The organism is Burkholderia sp. SJZ089, from assembly GCF_007828315.1.
Taxonomy (GTDB): domain Bacteria; phylum Pseudomonadota; class Gammaproteobacteria; order Burkholderiales; family Burkholderiaceae; genus Burkholderia; species Burkholderia gladioli.
Genome location: NZ_VIUM01000005.1, coordinates 22,902 through 38,532, shown reverse-complemented (window position 1 = coordinate 38,532; position 15,631 = coordinate 22,902). Strand labels below are relative to the sequence as shown.

General features: G+C 68.3%; 14 protein-coding genes and 1 pseudogene. 9 read left to right on the top strand and 6 right to left on the bottom strand.

Going from position 1 to position 15,631, the window contains the following annotated elements; all coding sequences use genetic code 11:
* Positions 1-31 precede the first annotated feature (31 nt).
* The 6 genes from FB600_RS10530 (at position 32) to FB600_RS10505 (ending at position 5,851) form a co-directional block, all read left to right on the top strand.
* Positions 32-451: a MarR family winged helix-turn-helix transcriptional regulator gene (locus FB600_RS10530; protein WP_164467582.1), complete on the top strand. Its 420-nt coding sequence runs from the start codon at positions 32-34 to the stop codon at positions 449-451.
* Between the two features lie 57 nt (positions 452-508).
* Positions 509-1,123 (top strand): TetR/AcrR family transcriptional regulator, encoded by a 615-nt coding sequence (locus tag FB600_RS10525; RefSeq protein ID WP_096748927.1) that lies wholly within the window; start codon positions 509-511, stop codon positions 1,121-1,123.
* A 77-nt stretch (positions 1,124-1,200) separates the two neighbouring features.
* Positions 1,201-2,385: an acetyl-CoA C-acyltransferase gene (locus FB600_RS10520; RefSeq protein WP_098154051.1), complete on the top strand. Its 1,185-nt coding sequence runs from the start codon at positions 1,201-1,203 to the stop codon at positions 2,383-2,385.
* Between the two features lie 260 nt (positions 2,386-2,645).
* Entirely contained in the window at positions 2,646-3,644 is a 999-nt protein-coding gene (locus tag FB600_RS10515; RefSeq protein ID WP_096748929.1) for an aldo/keto reductase, read from the top strand.
* Between the two features lie 24 nt (positions 3,645-3,668).
* Positions 3,669-4,097 (top strand): SRPBCC family protein, encoded by a 429-nt coding sequence (locus FB600_RS10510; RefSeq protein WP_096748930.1) that lies wholly within the window; start codon positions 3,669-3,671, stop codon positions 4,095-4,097.
* 350 nt (positions 4,098-4,447) lie between these two features.
* The gene (locus tag FB600_RS10505; RefSeq protein ID WP_096748931.1) at positions 4,448-5,851 is read left to right on the top strand and encodes a tetratricopeptide repeat protein; all 1,404 of its coding nucleotides are present in this window, start codon (positions 4,448-4,450) and stop codon (positions 5,849-5,851) included.
* Positions 5,852-5,906: 55 nt separating this feature from the next.
* Here FB600_RS10505 and FB600_RS10500 read toward each other — a convergent pair whose 3' ends face one another.
* The 3 genes from FB600_RS10500 to FB600_RS10490 all read right to left on the bottom strand — a co-directional run bounded on the left by FB600_RS10500 (position 5,907) and on the right by FB600_RS10490 (position 9,146).
* Positions 5,907-6,956 carry a hypothetical protein gene (locus tag FB600_RS10500; RefSeq protein WP_186196667.1) on the bottom strand — a complete coding sequence of 350 codons (1,050 nt, stop codon included), beginning with the start codon at positions 6,954-6,956 and terminating at the stop codon, positions 5,907-5,909.
* A 200-nt stretch (positions 6,957-7,156) separates the two neighbouring features.
* Positions 7,157-8,353, bottom strand: coding sequence for an amidohydrolase family protein (locus FB600_RS10495; RefSeq protein ID WP_098154054.1), 1,197 nt, complete (start codon positions 8,351-8,353; stop codon positions 7,157-7,159).
* Positions 8,354-8,432: 79 nt separating this feature from the next.
* Positions 8,433-9,146, bottom strand: a complete 714-nt coding sequence (locus FB600_RS10490) for a FadR/GntR family transcriptional regulator (RefSeq protein WP_047837511.1) — start codon at positions 9,144-9,146, stop codon at positions 8,433-8,435.
* A 233-nt stretch (positions 9,147-9,379) separates the two neighbouring features.
* Between FB600_RS10490 and FB600_RS10485 the strand changes: the two genes are divergently transcribed.
* Genes FB600_RS10485 through FB600_RS10475 form a run of 3 tightly spaced genes read left to right on the top strand, consistent with a single transcriptional unit; the run spans position 9,380 to position 12,290 of the window.
* Positions 9,380-10,162: a (Fe-S)-binding protein gene (locus FB600_RS10485; protein WP_145756844.1), complete on the top strand. Its 783-nt coding sequence runs from the start codon at positions 9,380-9,382 to the stop codon at positions 10,160-10,162.
* Positions 10,159-11,592 (top strand): lactate utilization protein B, encoded by a 1,434-nt coding sequence (locus tag FB600_RS10480; protein ID WP_036051582.1) that lies wholly within the window; start codon positions 10,159-10,161, stop codon positions 11,590-11,592. The genes FB600_RS10485 and FB600_RS10480 overlap by 4 nt, the downstream gene beginning before the upstream one ends.
* A complete protein-coding gene (locus FB600_RS10475; protein WP_096748936.1) occupies positions 11,589-12,290 on the top strand; it encodes a lactate utilization protein C in 702 nt (233 codons plus the stop codon). The genes FB600_RS10480 and FB600_RS10475 overlap by 4 nt, the downstream gene beginning before the upstream one ends.
* Positions 12,291-12,314: 24 nt before the next feature.
* Here the strand turns inward: FB600_RS10475 and FB600_RS10470 are convergent.
* The 3 genes and pseudogenes from FB600_RS10470 to FB600_RS10460 all read right to left on the bottom strand — a co-directional run bounded on the left by FB600_RS10470 (position 12,315) and on the right by FB600_RS10460 (position 15,499).
* A pseudogene (locus FB600_RS10470) lies at positions 12,315-13,728 on the bottom strand (ShlB/FhaC/HecB family hemolysin secretion/activation protein).
* 119 nt (positions 13,729-13,847) lie between these two features.
* Positions 13,848-14,120: a hypothetical protein gene (locus FB600_RS10465; RefSeq protein ID WP_145756845.1), complete on the bottom strand. Its 273-nt coding sequence runs from the start codon at positions 14,118-14,120 to the stop codon at positions 13,848-13,850.
* Positions 14,117-15,499 carry a hemolysin gene (locus FB600_RS10460; RefSeq protein WP_105821036.1) on the bottom strand — a complete coding sequence of 461 codons (1,383 nt, stop codon included), beginning with the start codon at positions 15,497-15,499 and terminating at the stop codon, positions 14,117-14,119. Before FB600_RS10460 ends, FB600_RS10465 begins: the two co-directional genes overlap by 4 nt.
* Positions 15,500-15,631: the final 132 nt, after the last annotated feature.

The following is a 15,631-nucleotide window of genomic DNA, read 5'->3' as shown; positions in this document are numbered from 1 at the left end:
ACGAGGAGAGCAAGTCATGAGCCAGGGTCCGCTGAAATTGCCGTGTCATTGCGGCACCTTGCGACAGGCCGCGCGCGCGGTCACGGCGATGTACGACGCCCGGCTCGCGCCGCACGGAATCCGCATCACGCAATTCACCATCCTGATGGCCCTGTATGGCGCCGAGGCGGCCTCGATGCGCGGCCTGTCGACCGCCCTGCTGCTCGACCAGACCACCCTCAGCCGCACCCTGGCCACGCTGCGCTCGCGCAAGCTGGTGCGCTCGCTGCCCGATCGGGACGACAGGCGCGTGCATCTGTGGTGCCTCACGCGCACCGGCGAAAAGCTCTACGAAACCTGCCTGCCCGACTGGGAAGCGGCCCAGCGCGAGCTGGCGCGCCATGGCGGCAAGGGCGACCTGCAGGCATTCAGCAACGAGGTCTATCAATTGACGGAGGCACTGGCCGGCTGAGCGGCGCACGCGCGCCAGATCGCGCGGCCGGCCCGTCTCCGGGGAGACGGTGAGGCGATGCGATACGATCCGGAGCACAAGGCCAGGACGCGCGCGCGCATCGAGGCGGTGGCCTCGGCGCGGTTTCGCCGGGAAGGCATCGACGCGGTCGGCGTGGCCAGCCTGATGGAGACGGCGGGCCTCACGCACGGCGGCTTCTACGCGCATTTCAAGTCGAAGGACGCCCTGATCGCCGCGGCGATCGCGATCGGCTTCGGCCAGACCACCGAGCGGCTGCGCGAGCGCATGGCGCGCCATCCCGCATTGCCGCGCGCGGTCGCCTTCATGGGCGCCTACCTCAACGAGCGGCACCGCGATCATCCCGAAACCGGCTGCGCCGCGGCCACCCTGGCCGTCGAGATCGGCCGGGGCAGCGATGCCGTTCGGCGCGTGTTTACCGAACACCTCGAATCGCTGGTCGATTGCGCGCGGGCGCCGGCGGACGACGCCGGCGAGGGTGGCCACGACGCCCTCGCCCTGGCCGACTCGCAAGCGCAGCGGCAGGAAGCCGGGCTGGCGGCCGTGGCGCTGGCCATCGGCTCGCTGATCCTGTCGCGCGCGGTGGACGACCCCGGCCTCTCGCGGCGCCTGCTGGAAGCCGGCGTGAAGGCCTCATGGCGCTTGTCCGACTAGCTTTCCGTTTCCATAGCGGTTAAGTATGCATATGCATACATCATCGAGCTTTCCTTTTCATTTCAATGGAGCCTGCGATGTCTGGTGATCCGATCGTGATTCTCTCCGCCGCGCGCACGCCGGTGGGCCGTTACCTCGGCAATCTCTCGCCGAAAAGCGCCATCGAGCTCGGCTCGACCGCGATCCGCGCGGCGGTCGAGCGTGCCGGCATCGAACCGTCGAGCGTCGACGAAGCCTACATCGGCTGCGTGCTGCCGGCCGGGCTCGGCCAGGCGCCGGCTCGCCAGGCCGCGCTCGGCGCGGGGCTGCCGCGTTCGGTGGCCTCGGTGACGGTCAACAAGGTCTGCGGCTCCGGCATGCAGGCGATCCGTTACGCCTTCGACGCGCTGTCCAACGACAGCGCCTCGCTGGTGGTGGCGGGCGGCATGGAGAGCATGAGCAATGCACCCTACCTGGCCCTGAAGGCGCGCGGCGGCTATCGCTCGGGCCATGGCAGCTTCTACGACCACGTCGCGCTCGACGGGCTGGAGGACGCCTACGAGCGCGGCCGGCCGATGGGCGAGTTCGGCGAGCAATGCGCCTCGCATTACGCCTTCACGCGCGAGCTGCAGGACGCGTTCGCGACGGAATCGCTGCTGCGTGCGCAGCGCTCGCAGGCCGAGGGCCGCTTCGACTGGGAGATCGCGCCGGTCGAGCTGAGCACCAGACAGGGCAGCGTGTCGATCGCGGCCGACGAGCAGCCGCAAAGCGTCGATCCGGCCAAGATCCCCAAGCTCAAGCCCTCGTTCAGCCCGACCGGCACCATCACGCCGGCCAGCTCCAGCCCGCTGTCGGACGGTGCCGCCGCGCTGGTGCTGACGCGCGAATCGGTGGCGCGGCGGCTGGGCCGGCAGCCGATCGCGCGCATCCACGCGCATTGCGCCCATGCGCAGGACCCCGAATGGTTCACCACGGCGCCGATCGGCGCGTTGAGGAAGCTGTTCGCGCGCACCGGCTGGCAGCCGCGCGAGGTCGATTACTACGAGGTCAACGAGGCCTTCGCGGTAGTGCCGATGGCGGTGATGCACGACTTCGACATTCCTCGCGAACGCATGAACGCCCATGGCGGCGCCTGCGCGATCGGCCATCCGATCGGCGCCTCGGGCGCGCGCATCGTCGTCACGCTGCTGGGCGTGCTGCGCGCCCAGGGTGCCAGGCGCGGCGTGGCGAGCCTGTGCATCGGCGGCGGCGAAGCCACGGCGGTGGCGGTGGAATTGCTGTAGGCAGCGGGCGCGAGCCGGGTATCGGGAGGCCTGGCGTCCGTGCCGGGCACCTGGAGCCGATTGGCCGCGCCGCCGGCCGCCGCTGACGCGCGCAAGCGGCCTGCTCGCGCCGCATTCTTGACTGCCGCTCAAGACAATCTGACTCGCGCACGGGTTGTTGCCGAGCCCGCGCGCCCTCACACTCGATGCGCCTTCCCTTTGACAGCGGGCGGGGCGACATCGACACGAGGTCGCCCGGCGCCCCCACACGACAGCACATCATGCGAATCGAGATTCCCGACCAGATCGGTTTCGGTACCGCGCCGCTTGGCAACATGTACCGCGACATCCCCCATGACGAAGCGCTGGCGACCGTCGCGGCCGCCTGGGACAGCGGCATCCGCTATTTCGACACCGCCCCGCTCTACGGCGCGGGCCTGGCCGAGCTGCGCCTGGGCGAAGCGCTGGCGGCCTACCCGCGCGAGGCCTACCGGCTCGGCACCAAGGTCGGCCGGCTGATCCTCGACGAGCACGAAAGCGCCGCCGAGCGCGACCTCGGCGAGAAAGGCGGACTGTTCGAGCACGGCCTGCCGAACCGGATCGTCTACGACTACAGCGAGGCGGGCACGCTGCGCGCGATCGAGGACAGCCTGAAGCGCCTGCGCACCGACCGGCTCGACACGGTGTGGATCCACGATCCGGCCGTCGACTTCCACGGCGCGGCCTGGCGCGAGGTGTTCGACACCGCGATGTCGGGCGCCGCGGTGGCGCTCACCCGGCTGCGCGAGCAAGGCGTGATCGGCAGCTGGGGCCTGGGCGTGAACCGCGTCGAGCCCTGCGTGCTCGCGCTCGATCGCGCCGATCCGGACGGTTTCCTGCTGGCCGGCCGCTACACCCTGCTCGACCACGCCGACGCGCTCGCCACGCTGATGCCCAAGGCACAGCAGCGCGGGCTCGGCATCGTGGTGGGCGGCCCCTACAACTCGGGGCTGCTGGCCGGCGGCACGCATTACGAATACCAGCCCGCCACGCCCGAGATGATCGCGCGCGTCGAGCGCATCAAGGCGATCTGCGCGCGTCACGGCGCCGACATTCGCGCCGTTGCGCTACAGTTCTCGCTCGCGCACCCGGCGGTGGCGGGGGTGATTCCCGGCGCCAGCCGGCCCGGGCGGATCGCCGAGAACCGGCGCCTCGCCGACGCGCGGATCGCGCCGGCACTGTGGAGCGAGCTGAAGGCCGAAGGCCTGATCGCCGCCCAGGCGCCGGTCCCGCAGCACTGAACCCCAACAACAGAGGCAGCAAGCATGTCGAATGTCAGCATTTCCGTCGAGATCGCCGCGCCGGCCGATCGCGTCTGGGCCATCGTCGGCGGATTCAACGGCCTGCCGGCCTGGCTCGCCCCGGTGCGCACCTCGCGCCTGTCCGACGACGGCAAGACGCGTCATCTCGAGGTCGGCACCGATACGCGCATCGTCGAGCAGTTGCTCGAACACAGCGACGCCGATCGCCGCTACAGCTATTCGATCCTCGAAGGCCCGGATCCGGTGGTCGACTACGTCGCGACCATCGCGGTCGAGCGCAGCGGCGAAAACGGCACCAAGGCGACCTGGAGCAGCCGCTTCACGCCGAACGCCGGCGCCGACGAGGCCAAGCTCATCGCGCAGTATTCGGGGCTCTACGAAATGGGCCTGAAGCAGGCCAAGGCGCTGGCCGAGGGCGCCGCCCAGGCCTGAACCCGGCAAACCCGGCCTCGCCGGGCAGGCCACACGGGGCGATCGTCGGCGACATGCCGGGCGGTCGCCCCGTTTTTCTTGCCCCGGCGGCTTCGCCATGTCCAAGTATGGAAGACGGATCGGTCTCGGCGGCAGGCGATCCGCAGCGCCGCCCGGCGAGCCGAAGCCAGCCCTCGCGCCCAGCCTGCCCTCGACTGTGAAACGAAGCACCAGGTCGTATCATGTCGGGTCCCGTATCGCGCGCCTGATCCGCCGCCCGGCCGTTCCGGGCGAGCACCGATCCGCCGCTTTTGCCCCTGCTTTCGACATCCCGTTTCCGATTCCCGCCCGCCCCAGCCGAACATCCCACCATGAAACCCGCCCTCGCCGACACCTTCGGGCAGCATTGGCATGCCGACGACCCCGCCACCCTGGCGCGCTGGAACCGCGCGATCCGCGACTACTTCACGTTCCGCGGCAACCCCGTGGGCGACGCGCTGGCGCTGTCGAACGACGCCACCTTCGTGATGGGCGACGTGTTCGCACTGAGCATGCTGCTGTTCGACGGCGAGCCGAAGACCTCGCCGCGCATCGCGCCGCGCCTGCAGCGCCTGGCCGAGCGCTTCGCCGACGCCACCGAGCAGGAGCAAGGCCATATCCGCGCCGTGCAGGCCTGCGCCGAGGGCGAGATCACGCGCGCCACGGAGCATTGGCAGGCGGTGCTCGAACGCGAGCCCGGCGACCTGCTGGCGATGAAGCTCGCGCACGAGGCGCACTTCCTGGTCGGCGACGCCGCGCGCATGCTCGATTCGATGCGGCGCGCGATGCGCGACTGGCGCCCCGACCAGCCCGGCTACGGCTTCGTGCTCGGCCAGTACGCCTTCGCGCTGGAGGAGAACGGCCATTACGCGGCGGCCGAGGGCCCGGCCCTGCTGGCGCTGGAACGCGAGCGCGACGATTGCTGGGCGCTGCACGCGCTGATCCACGTCCACGAGATGCAGAACCGCCACGACGCCTGCCTGGCGCTGCTCGACGCGCTCAAGCCGCGCTGGAGCGAGCAGCCGCTGCTGCTGGCGCATATCTGGTGGCACCTGGCCCTGCGCTACGTGGCGGCGCGCCGCTACGACGAGGCGCTGGCGATCCACGACGCGCACCTGGCCAGCGTCGACGCGGCCAGCGCGTTCCGGCTGACCGACGGCACCTCGCTGTTGTGGCGGCTGGAACTGGCCGGGCAGGAGGTGGGCGAGCGCTGGCAGTTGCTGGCCGACAAGTGGCTGGGCCATGCCGAGCGGCACGGCAACGGCTTCCTCGACGTGCATATCGCGATGGCCTTCGCCGGCGCGCGCCGGACTGACGAGCTGCGGCGCTTCCTGGCCGGTTTCGACCAGCCCGCGCTGGCGGGCGGCGCCAGCGAGCTGGACCAGATCCGCCGGCAGGTCACGGCGCCCGTGTGCGCGGCGCTGGCCGCCTATGGCGACGGCGAGCACGCGGCCGCCTGCGAGATGCTGGGCGCCGCGCTGCCGGCCCTGCACCGGATCGGCGGCAGCAACGCGCAGCGCGACCTGTTCAAGCGCACCCTGGCGGCCAGCCAGTTGCGCGCGGGCAAGCTCGCCGAGTGCCGGCGCTTCCTGCTCAAGTGCCTCGACGAGGCGCCCAATACCACCTGGGTGCTCGACGAGCTGGCGCGCGTCGAGGAACGTGCCGAGGATCCGGCCATGGCCGCGCATTACCGCGCCTGGGCACGCCTCACGATCGAACCGCTGCGGACCGAGTAAGGCGGCGGACCGAATAAGACGGTGGGCGCGCCGTGACCGGCGGCGGCGCGCGACATCAGACCAGGATCACGCGGCCCGTCGCGCGCGCCTGCTCGGCGAGTTGCCGCCGCACCGGCTGGCTGATGCCCGAATTGCCGCGCAGGTCGAGATGGAGCAGCCGCGGGTTCGCGGCCAGCGCGAGCGCGCCGCGATCGCCGATGTCGTTGTCGGGCAGGCGCAGCCGTTGCAGGCCCGTCATGCCCGCCAGCGCCTCGGCGCCGCGATTGCCGATCGCGCAGTTGTCGAGCGTCAGCTCGCGCAGCCGGCCGTTGCCGGCCAGCACTTGCGCCCCCTCGTGGCCGACGCCGGGGCTGTTGCCCAGCGCCAGAGATTCGAGGCCGGGATGCGCCGCCAGCGCGCGCACGCCGGCGATCGTCAGGCGCATGTCCCCGTAGCCGAGCTTGCGCAGTTGCGGCAGGTTCGCTAGGTACTGCGCGCCGGCGTCGCCCGCCCCGGTGCCCGCGGCGTTCAGTTCGCGCAATTGCGCGCCGTCGCCGATCAACTGGATCAAACCCTGGCTGCCGAGGTTGCCGTTCTCCTGGAGATCGAGCTTCTCCAGCTTGCCGAGTGCCGGCAGCGGCGCCTCGCCGAACGGCGCGGCCAGCGAGCGGCGCGAACTCGGCGCGCGCAGCTCGAGGCCGCTGGCATCGAGATGCGAGAGCTTCGGATATCGTCCCTGGTCGATCGCCTGGGCTACCTTGCGCAGAAGCATGCTGCTGGTGAGGCGGCGCTGCGTGGTCTGGTCCTCGGCGATCGCGTGGAATTGCCGGCTGACCGGGCGCATCGCGCGACGCGTCTCGGCGCCGCCCGAGGCGGCGATCTGGTGCAGCAGCTCGGCCGGCACGCGCGCGCGCTGTCCGGTATTGCCGGTGGCGTCGGCCGTTGCGGGCTTGGCGCCCGAGCCGCCGGCGAAGGCGCGGCGCAAGACGCCAAGGCCGGACAGCAGGCCCGGGTTCGCGTTCGTCGAAGGCGCGCCGTGATCGGGTTCGGGTTGCGTCGCGTGGCTGTCGGCGACGGGGATGCCGGCATCGTGCGATGCCGACACGCCGGTGAGGCTGCTTTTCATGATGAGGGCTCCGGTCGCGCCGGCCGCTTGCCGGCGCCTCGTGGGAGCGCATTCTGGACGATCGTTTTTCGCGGCGCGGCCGTGGCGGGCGAACCGCGCGGGCCGCATGCGAAGCCGGCCGATCGCCGGCGTGGCGCGCTTCGCGCCGGCCGACGACAGATCGGATCATCGTCCGCCGACGCACCCGCGCGGTGCCTGCCTCAACCCGCCACCAGCACGCCGTCGCGCGCGACGATCGCGCCCGAGGCCACCACCAGCCGCCGCGGCGGGCGCGCGACCACCGCCTCGGCCGCGCCGGCCGCCTCCACCAGCACCAGGTCGGCGCGCGCGCCCGGCGCCAGGCCGTAGTCGCCGAAACCGCAGCCGCGCGCGGCCGAATCCGTCACGCAGTCGAGCGCGACGGCCAGCTCGTCGTCGCGGCGGAAGTTGTTGCGCATGCCGATCAGCATCGCGCGTTCGAGCATGTCGGGGCGGCCATAGGGCGTCCAGGTATCGCGGATCCCGTCGTTGCCGCCCACCACGGTCACGCCCGCCGCGCGGCAGGCCGCCACCGACGGCACCTCGATGTCGGGCGGCGCGCTGGTGACGATCGGCACGTCCAGCGCGGCCATGCGCGCCAGCAGCGCGTCGCGCACGCGCGGCTCCACCCCGCCCAGGCAAAAGCCATGGCTGATCGCCACCCGGCCGCGCATGCCGAGCGCGGCGGTGCGATCGAGGACCAGCCCCAGCGAGGCCGCGCCCATCTCGCCGCGCTCGTGCAGGTGCAGGTCGATGCCGCTGCCGTGCCGCTCGGCGAGCCGGAACATCAGGTCGACGGCCGCCACCGGGTCGCCCTCGATCGCGCAGGGATCGAGCCCGCCGACCAGGTCCGCGCCGGCGCCCAGCGCCGCGTCGAGCAGCGCCTCGGTGCCGGGCCGCGCCAGCACGCCCGATTGCGGGAAGGCGACGATCTGGATTTCCTGCCGGCCGCGCATCGCCTCGCGCGTGGCGAGCACGCCTTCCAGGTGCTTCAGGCCCGCCTCGGTATCGATGTCGACATGGGTGCGCAGCCGCGTGGTGCCGGCCGCCAGGAAGGCGCGCGCCAGGGCCAGCGACTGCCGGCCCGCGTGGTGCCCCTGCTCGGCGCGCCAGCGTCGCTCGAACTCGATGCGATCGACCAGGCGCGGGCCGACCTCGTTGCGGAACCAGGGCAGGCCCCAGTGCGTCTTGTCGAGATGCGTGTGGCCCTCGACCAGGCCCGGCAGCGCCAGCCGGAGCGCGCCGTCCTCGATCGCGCAGCCGGGCGGCGGCGCCAGCGCGGGGCCGATCGCGGCGATCCGCGAACCGGTGACGAGGATGTCGGCGCGCGCGCCGTCCAGGGTGCGGATGTCACGAATCAGCAGGGAGGTCGTCGTCATTGGAGAAGCGGGAAAAGGTCGGTGTCGGGCAGGTCGTTGCATGCGCAACGGGATGGTGCGCGCGGTTCATGTCGCCGGCTCACATCGCGGTGACAGGCAGGTCGGGTTCGAGCTTGCGCCAGACGAAGCCGATATGCTCGACCATCAGGCGCCGCGCCTCCTCGGGCTGGCGCGCGCGGATCGCCTCCCACAGCCGCAGGTGCTGGGCGAGGATGTGCTCGCCGGCCTGCTCGCGCAGCTCGAACAGGTTGGTGTTGTTGAGCGAGATATGGGTGTGCAGCATCTTGGCCAGGCTGCCTTGCAGGTGGCGCAGCATCGCGTTGTGCGAGGCGCCGGCCAGCGCCGCGTGGAAATCGCCGTCGAGCCGCGATTCGCGCGCGTGGTCGCCCTCGCGATGCGCCTCGACCATCGCCGCCATCACGTTGCCGATCCGCGTCAGGTCCTCGTCGGTGGCGCGCATCGCCGCCAGGTAGGCCGTGGTGGCCTCCAGCATCAGGCGGAATTCCAGCATGTCGGGGCGCAGCTCGGGATGGTCGCCGACCAGTTGCCGCCACGGCGAGATCAGGCCCGTCTGCAGGCGGTCGGAAACGTAGAAGCCCGACATCGGGCGGCTCGTCAGCAGCCCGCGCGCCACCAGCCGCTGCAGCGCCGTGCGCACCGTCGAGCGCGCCGCGCCCATCGACTCGGCCAGCTTGCGCTCGCCCGGGATCCGTTCGCCGGGCGCCCACACGCCCTCGATCAGTTGCGTCTCGATCTCGCGCAGGATGCGCTCGGTCTGGCTGGGGGTTTTCATCGGGAGGCTGGGCTGGCGTGGATGGGTGGATCGAATCGAAGGATGGCGGAAGATCGGGGAGATCGGGAAAGCGCGGCCCGGCCGACAAACCGTAAACTGGTCGTACCAGTTTGCCGGAAGCCGGGCGGGCTGTCGATCATGGCGACCACCGATGCCAGGCCAGCCCCGCCCGGCGATCGGACCAGACAGGCGCCGCCCCGAGGCGGCGCCACATCCCCCAGCAGGAGAATTCCATGAAGGTGGCCCTGTTCGTGCCTTGTTTCATCGATGCGCTCTACCCCGAGGTCGGCATCGCGACGCTGGAGCTGCTCGACAAGCTCGGCCTCGACGTCGACTATCCGCGCCGCCAGACCTGCTGCGGCCAGCCGCTCGCCAACAACGGCTGCGAGGCCGACGCGGCCGGCGCCGAAGCGCTGTTCGTCGACAACTTCGCCGGCTACGACTACGTGGTGGCGCCCTCCTCGAGCTGCGTCCACCATGTGCGCCAGCACCTGACGGCGGCCGGCGAATCGCCGCGGATCGCGGCGGTGCGCGCCAATACCTACGAATTGACCGAGTTCCTGCACGACGTGCTCGGCGTGCGTGCGTTCCCCTGGGCACGCTTCGAGCACACGGTCGGGCTGCACAACAGTTGCAGCGCGATCCGCCACCTGCACGCGGCCTCGATGAGCGAGATCCAGGGCGAGCCCTGGTCGAAGGCGCGCACGCTCCTGGAGGGCGTGGCCGGGGTCCGCTTCGCCGCGCCCGCCCGGCCAGACGAATGCTGCGGCTTCGGCGGCACCTTCTCGGTATCGGAGGCGGCCGTCTCGGTGCGCATGGGCCAGGACAAGGTGCGCGACCACCGGCAGGCCGGCGCCGAGTTCATGGTCTCGGCCGACATGTCCTGCCTGATGCACCAGCAGGGCTGCGCCGCGCGCGAACGGATCCCGATGCGCTTCCTGCACATCGCCCAGGTGCTCAACGGCGTCGATACGGCCGCGCCGGCCAGCCCCGGCCGCGTGGAGGTGCAGGCATGAGCCGCGCCAAACCCGTCGATCACGCCGGCGCCGCCGAGGCCTTCCTTGCCAAGACCGAGCACGTGGCCTTCCACGACCGCCGTCTGTGGGACCTGCGCAAGAAGCGCGACGCCCAGGCCGCCTCGATCGAGGAATGGGAAACGCTGCGCACGCTCGCCTCGCAGATCAAGGAACACACGCTGTCGCGCCTGGCCGACTACCTGGAGCAGTTCGCCTCGAACGCCGAGGCCAATGGCGTGAAGGTGCACTGGGCGCTCGACGCGGCCGCACACAACGAAACCGTCTACCGCATCCTCGAATCGCATGGCGTGAAGACGCTGGTCAAGAGCAAGTCGATGCTGACCGACGAATGCGAGCTGCGCGAATACCTCGGGCCGCGCGGCATCGAGGTGATGGAGACCGATCTGGGCGAGCGGATCCAGCAGCTCGACCAGCAGCCGCCCTCGCACGTGGTGGTGCCGGCCGTGCACAAGCTGCGCGGCGACGTGGCCGAATTGTTCGGCCGCACGCTCGGCACCGATCCCGCCAACGACGACATCCACTACCTGGCCGAGAGCCAGCGCGTGACCACCCGCCCGGCCTTCCTGGAAGCCGGCGCCGGCATGACGGGCTGCAACTTCGCGGTGGCCGAGACCGGCACCGTGGTGGTCTGCACCAACGAGGGCAATGCCGACCTGTCGGCCAACGTGCCGCCGGTGCATATCGTCTCGATCGGCATCGAGAAGCTGATCCCGCGCATCGCCGACCTCGGCGTGTTCGTGCGGCTGCTCTCGCGCAGCGCGCTCGGCTCGCCGATCACGCAGTACACCTCGCACTTCCGCAAGCCGCGCCCCGGCACCGAGATGCATTTCGTGATCGTCGACAACGGCCGCTCGGCCCGCCTGGCGATGGACGATTTCTGGTACTCGCTGAAGTGCATCCGCTGCGGCGCCTGCATGAACACCTGCCCGGTCTATCGACGCAGCAGCGGGCTGTCGTATGGCAGCACCTATGCCGGGCCGATCGGCGCGATCCTCAACCCGGCCTACGATCTCAAGCGCTTCAGCACCCTGCCCTTCGCCTCGACCATGAACGGCAGTTGCAGCAATGTCTGCCCGGTCAAGATCAATATCCACGAGCAGTTGTATCGCTGGCGCCAGATCGTCGCCGAGGAAGGCGAGCTGCCGCGCGTCAAGCGCGGGCTGATCAAGGTGGCGGGCAAGCTGCTGGCCAATCCCTCGCTGTATCGCGCCTCGGTGCGTTCGATGCAGACCGCCCTGCATCGGCTGCCGAACCTGGTGCTCTACAACCCGCTCAATACCTGGGGCAAGGGGCGCGCGTTGCCCGAGGCGCCGAGGCAGACGTTCCGCGATTGGTACGAGGCGAATCGGGGGAAGGACGGCGCCCAGGCGGGCCCGGATAAGGACAAGGACGAGGAGTCGACATCATGAGCGTGTCTCGCGAGGAATTCCTGATGCGCGTGCGCGCGGCGCAGCGTGTGGCCGTGCGCGAGGATGGCGGTAACGGCAGCTTCGCGGCGATCGGCGGCGACGATCCGCATCCGTTGCCGGTGCTGCCGGTGTTCGAGACGCCCGCGGGCGATCGGCTCGAACGTTTCCGCGCGAGCCTGGCGACGATGGGTGGCAAGTGCGTCACGCCGGCCTCGCGTGCGGAACTACCGGGATGGTTCGCCGAGCGGTTTCCGGGGCATGTGCCGCTGTCGGCCACGGACGAGGTGCCGGGCGTCGAGTTGCTCGATGCGGCACGGGTGCCGGCTTCGCTGCACGAGGTGGAGGTGGGCGTGGTGCGGGCGCGCCATGGCGTGGCCGAAACCGGATCGGTCTGGCTTTCCGAGGCGGAGTATCGCGTCAATGCGCTGGGTTACCTGGTCCAGCATCTGGTGGTGCTGCTCGATCCGGCCGATATCGTCGACGGCTTGCAGGACCTGTATCGGATTGCCGATTTTCGTGAGGCGAGCTACGCGGCGCTGGTGACGGGGCCCTCGGCCACGGCCGATATCGAGGGCGTGCTGATCCAGGGGGCGCAGGGGGTGAGGTCGTTGACGGTGGTGTTGCTGGGGCGTGGGACACGAAGAAACGCCGTCAGTTCCGAGTCCTCCCTCGGCGCGGCCGGGCTGGCGCGATCTTGAACGATGGGAGCGCTCGCCGTCAGATCAGAACTGCGCCGTCGCCTGGAAACCGACCGTGATCCGCGCGGTCGGGAAGCCGGACGGCTTGTAGACCGGCGTGCCAGCGAACAGGTCGTAGCCGTAGGCGACGAAGCGTGTCGCGACGCTGCCCTTGACGCCGATCACCGCGCCCGCGAGCTGCGTGCCCACCAGCACGATCGGCTGCGGCCCCACACGCGACCGTAGTCGAGGCCCACGTAGATCGCCTGTCCGCTCTGCCCGATCGGCGCCTGCAGTTCGTTGCGCCAATAGAAGCCGCGCGACGCCGCCAGCATCGTTTCGCCGTCGAATCCTCGCACCGTGTAGCGGCTGCCGATCGTCAGGACAAGCGAAACTGCGCGCCGAATACATCGTTCTGACTGCGTGACAGCACACGGTTCAGCTTGAAATCGATCGTCTTCGAATTGCCGCTCGCGATGAAGGTCTGGTTTACGCCGGCGATCTGCTGATAGTAGGTGTTCGTGTAAGCGGATAGCGTCGCGGTCCAGTAGCCCCACGGGATCGAATAGAAACCGTTCCAGCCGTGCGAGCCCAGGCGCTTGTCGCCAAACTCCAGATCCTGGCTCACGCCGATGTTGAAGATGTCGTTCAGGCCCAGGGGATTGTCGATGCCGAGCGACAGGTTGCCCTGCAGGCGGCCGGTCGCTCGCGTACCCGAGTTGTCGATCGAGGCGACGACTGTCCACGGCTTGCCGCGCTTCACGTCGAGTACGACGTCGCTCTCGCCCGGCACGTCGGCGGGAACGATCTGCATCGATACGTCCTGGCTCGTCACGCGCTTCATCTGCTCGAGGCCCTGTTCGAGGTCGCGCAGGTTCAATAGTTCGCCGTCGCCGGTTGGGAAGGCGGTCTTCCAGGTGGCGCGGAGCTTTTCATCGGCGAAGCGCACATGGCGGATGACACCGGGGATCAGCGAGAGCTTCAGCGTGCCGGTGGAGAGATCCTGTTCGGGTAGCAGCACGCGCGTCGTGACGTAGCCGCGTGCCAGGATGGCTTGCGACAGGCCCTTGATCAGCATGTCGAGACCTTGCTTGCCGACGCACTGCCCGGCGTAGTGGGCGAGCCACTCACGCGTGAAGGCGAAGCGGTCCATCGGCAATGCCGATGCGCCTTGCGATTTCAGGGAAGCGGGCAGCGCATCGGGGACGTCGAGTGCAAAACGATCAACGCGAAAGCACCGCGTTTCTGATGGCAGTGTTGGATATTCAGCATTCGCTACCACGTCTGATCGCACCCCGGGTGCGGTGACGGTCCGTTCGCGTTCACGTGCCTCTTCCTGCTGTCGGGACTGCTGATCGTTGCTCGGAACGGTCAGGCGCGGCGCTTCCTGCGCCGACACACTGGTCGCGATAAACAGCAGCGCTGCCGCAGCAAAATTCCCCCTGTAAATAGTTCTCATGTGTTTTTCTAGGCATCTGATCGTTGGCTACAATTCAGTCGAGCATGTTATAGGTGCATTATTCTGTGACGATTTATAAATATATATTAATGATTGTTTTGCAATAGTAATTTGATATATTATTGCCGTGGCTTTTTCGGCTCGTCGTTATTTACCTCATAGCTCTTGCGCACCTTTTTGTAGCTGTTATAGAAGGGCTTGATCTTCAGCATATGCGCTCGACTGGAAATGCCTCCAAGGGCCATCATCCCAAAGCCGAAGAGGAATACCCCAGCTCTAATCCACCGGGGAATTTGGTCAAATCCAAGTCCCCCGACGGTCAAGGCCAAGCCAACCAAAAAAAGGACAACTCTAAGCCACCCTGAAAAATTGCCGTCTTCAATGAATCTCATTTCTTCCCCTTTTCAGCACTCGGACCGAAAATCGAAGTCAACTGTTGGCCTACCCAGTTGCCGATCGTTGTTGAGAATGGCTGCTTTTTTATGACCTCGGATGTGCCATTGATGACCAGCGACGCGATAGGGATCTTATCTCCAACCACTTGCCCACCCAATGCCAAAGCACCTTCGTAGGTGTATTGACCTGCATTGGGGCTTACCAGTTGAGACACGGCGTCAGCTCCTATACCTACGACGGTCGCTCCGTAAACAATCGTTCCAAACGCTGGAGCAAAGGGTGATGGCACGGCGGCCCCAGTTGCCGCAGTCGACGAAATCCACCCGGCAGTATTCGACACCATCGAGGCCGTGTCCGCAGTCGTTCCCTTCACATAGTTCGCATCCGACTGGTCGAACTTCGTAAACGGTCCCGTCAGATTGAACCCCGCCCCACTGCCTGTAGAACGATCATAGCTAAACTGACTCGGCACCTGACTAGGCGCAGCCGAATCCGCGTTTGCCACGATATAAGACTGCAACTCAAGGTTTGCGGTAGCCGTTTTCTGCGTTAAAACCATCTTGCCATCGGCCGTAGCCGGTGCGCCGATCCATTGCGCACCCATGTCAGCTGGTGTCGTGCCAACGAGCGTCGCCGGCGTACCAGATTCGTCGATCCCATTCACGGACACACCCATAATCCGCATCTGATCTTCGATCTGCGCTTGGGTATATTTTCCTTTGCTCTTATCTGCCAGTTGCTTCGCCAGCGTCTTTTCCTCAGGGTGAAGCTGCCGATTGAACCGGTCGACGTTGTACCCCGAGAACGCCCCCGATTCACCGCCGCCGACACCACCGGCCCCCGTCGCCAGCGCGTTCGCCACGATGTTCCCCAGCGCCTGATTCATATTCGCGTTACCGGTCGGATCGCTGCCAGCGATCGCGCTGCTGAGCTCGTTCAGCTTGCCGGAGGCGATCGACGCAATCGCCGCACCGGCAGCGCCGCCGACAGCATTGCCACCCGCCAGCCCCGTCACCAGCGCCGCGCCAGCACCTTGCATCAGCGCTCGATTCGCTCCACCTTCCTTCCACGCGTCAACGCCCGCCTTGTCCCCGTTCGCCGCGGCCTCCTTCATCATCTTGTCCGCGTAGTCCCCGATACGGCGCGACACCGCTTCACCGGCGGCGCTGGCCGCCGCCATCATGTCCGCCTGATTGCTCAGCAGGTTCTGCATGTCGGGGAGCTTGGAAACTGGACCGTTCGTATTCGTCGTATCGCGGTTCAGGCTTGCCACATCCTGCTTCTGGCTCACTGAATCCCTAATCGTGACCGTCCCCGCGCTGACGCCGCTCTTCGTCGTCGCGCGATCGCTGCCACTGTCGTTCTGGCCGAGCATGGGCGCCGCACCGCCTGTATTCTTGCCTAATGCGCTGCCATGTGTGCTGGATACTGTCAGGCTATTTGGAAGTCAGAACAACCTTAACCCATCCTCATTAATTTCTTGTCATAACCCCGGGTAGCATCTTGC